Genomic DNA, 2676 nt, shown 5'->3' on the forward strand with positions numbered 1-2676 from the left:
CTGCCCGCCGGGCCGTCGGCGGGCGCCGGCCGGAAACGCTGCAGCGCCGAAACGAGGATGTTCTCGCGAGCTCCCATGTCAGATGGACACGCTCCTCACCCGTTCCTCCAGCGCGTCGACGGGAATGCGCGTGATGCGGAAGGCTTCGGCGTCCTCCACCGACTCGGCTCCGCCGGCCTCCACCAGAAGCACGCTCAAGTCGGTCAAACGCCCCATGACGCCGAGCGCGACGTGGTCGACCATCGTCGTGACCAGGACGGTCTTCGTGAAGCTGCGCTCGCGCCGGTAGGCGTCGAACAGCTGCGCGGCCTGGCCGAACGAGAGCGGCAGGGGCACGGACACCAGCAGGTCGAGCGCCGAATCGAACGACGCGGGCGAGTCGACCATGGCGTCCACGAGCTCCCCCTCCGACGCGACGGCCACGTTGTGGCCCAGGCTCTGCCGGCAGAGGTCGTAGCTCACCGACGCGGCCAAGCCGAGCGCCGCCGCCAGCACGTCTGCAGGCGGGCGCTCGCCGTTCGGCAGCCTCCGCCCCAGATCCACGAGGACGAGCACGTCGTAGTTCGAAGGGTGGCTGGCCTCGCGCACCATCAGCTTGTCCATCTTCGATGACAGCTTCCAGTGGATGGCTGCCAAGGGGTCGGAGGGCCGGTACTCGCGGATGTCGAACGTCTCGCTCATGTCCTGCCCCTTGCGATGGCGGTCGTACGACGACCCGGCGAAGCGCGCCTGGGGAGCACGCTCGAAGGGGACGCTGAGGTCGACCAGCGCCGGGTAGACCGTGTACGAGCCTGAGAACGGGCAGGCCATGCGCTCGCGCCAGAGGCCCAGGGGGTCGAACGAGAGAACCTCGGCCGCAGACACCTCCACGCGCCCGCAGGCCGCGGTGTCGAGCGGGAGCTCGAAGCGCCCGCCGCGCGACGCGCCCTCCAACACGACGCGCACGCGCTCCTCCTCGCCCAGCATGACGTTGCGGAACGTCACCTCAAGCTCGATGCGCTGGGGTGCCGAAGGGCCGCGCCGCCCCACGCCGACGGCCAGGAAGAGCGGCTGCCCCACCCGGCACGATGTGGGCAGGCCCAGCTCCACCGTCATGCCCCGCGCCGCGGCGACGCCCGCCAACTTGCACGCCGCAGGCAGCAAGGCCAGGAGTGCGAGGAACGCCAGCGCCGGCGGCTCGTTCGTTCCCACGAACACGATAGCGGCGACGGCGAGCGCAGCCAGGTAGACGATGCGGGGGCGCAGCACGGGCCGACCTCGCGCCTAGCGGCGAACGTGCGCGGGCGAGCCCAGGGAGGGCGGGGCGACGGACTCCATGACGGATCGGAGGATGTCGGCGGCCGAGACGGACTCGATGCGCGCCTGGGGGCGCAGCACCAGGCGGTGCGCGCACACGTCCACGAACACCTCGCGCACGTCCTCCGGCGTGACGTAGTCGCGATCGCGCATGAGCGCGCAGGCGCGCGCCATCCGGCTGAGCGCGATGATGCCGCGCGGGCTGACGCCCAGCTCAACCAGGTCGATGGCGCGGGTGGCCTCGCACAGGCGCGTGATGTAGAGCAGCACCTCGTCGGAGACGGCGATGGAATCGAGGTAGTTCTGCACGGCCAGCAAATCGTCACGGCTCACCATGGGCCGCACGTCTTCCAGGGGGTTGGCGTGGCGGCGCGATTTGATGATGTCCACCTGGTCGGCCGTGCTGGGGTAGCCGATGCTCAGGCGCACCATGAAGCGGTCGAGCTGCGAGTCGGGCAGGGGCTGCGTGCCCACCGACCCCACCGGGTTCTGCGTGGCTATGCATACGAAGGGCCGGGGCACCGGGTGCGTGACGCCGTCCACGGTGACGGCCATCTCCTCCATGACCTCGAGCAGCGCCGACTGCGTCTTGGCCGAGGCGCAGTTGATCTCGTCGCCCAGAAGCAGGTTGCAGTTCACCGCGCCCATGGTGAAGCGGAACGACCCGGCATCCTTGTCATAGAGCGAGAAGCCCATGATGTCGGAGGGCATGGTGTCGGGTGTGAACTGGATGCGCTTGAAGTCCAGGTCGAGCGCCTTCGACAGGGCCAGCGCGAGCGTGGTCTTGCCCACGCCGGGATAGTCTTCCAGCAGCACGTGCCCGCCGGCGTAGACGGCCATGAGCGCCTTCTCGATCACCTCCTGCTTGCCCACGAGCGCCTTGCCCACCTCTTTGACGATGCTGCGCGATTGCTCGATGATCATGCGTTGTCCTTCCCCTTGCATCTGCCCGAGCGGATGCGGCCGAACAGCGCCTCCAACTCGTCGAAGTCCACGGGCTTGCCGATATGCCCGTCCATGCCCACGGCACGCGAGCGGCGCGCGTCCTCGGCGAAGGCGTTCGCGCTCAGCGCCACGAGCGCGATTCTCTGCGCGTCGGGCCGCGCGGAGGCCCGTATGCGGCGCGCGGCCTCCCAGCCGTCCATGCCGGGCATCTTGATGTCCATGAGCACCGCGTCGAAGCCGCCGGGCTCGCTGTCCTCGTACAGCTCGAGCGCCTCCTCGCCGATGCGGGCGCGCACCACGTCGATGCCGCGCAGCTTGAGCAGCGACGTGGTGATGCGGGCGTTCACGTCGTTGTCCTCGGCCAGCAGCATGCGCAGGCCGGCGAGGGGCGAGTCGGCCGCGGGGACGGGGGCTGGGGCCGGATCGGCAGGGGCA

General features: G+C 70.0%; 3 protein-coding genes. All 3 read right to left on the reverse strand.

Annotated elements, in window-relative coordinates; all coding sequences use genetic code 11:
• Positions 1-78: 78 nt before the first annotated feature.
• The gene (locus tag GPA_RS03995; RefSeq protein WP_041239030.1) at positions 79-1248 is read right to left on the reverse strand and encodes a DUF58 domain-containing protein; all 1170 of its coding nucleotides are present in this window, start codon (positions 1246-1248) and stop codon (positions 79-81) included.
• A 15-nt stretch (positions 1249-1263) separates the two neighbouring features.
• Complete coding sequence (locus GPA_RS18850; RefSeq protein WP_015539008.1) at positions 1264-2220, reverse strand: AAA family ATPase; 957 nt, start codon at positions 2218-2220, stop codon at positions 1264-1266.
• On the reverse strand, positions 2217-2676 hold a 460-nt coding region (locus GPA_RS18855; protein ID WP_041239032.1), incomplete at its 5' end, for a response regulator. The genes GPA_RS18850 and GPA_RS18855, both read right to left, overlap by 4 nt.

The sequence above is a fragment of the Gordonibacter pamelaeae 7-10-1-b genome, assembly GCF_000210055.1.
Lineage (GTDB): Bacteria > Actinomycetota > Coriobacteriia > Coriobacteriales > Eggerthellaceae > Gordonibacter > Gordonibacter pamelaeae.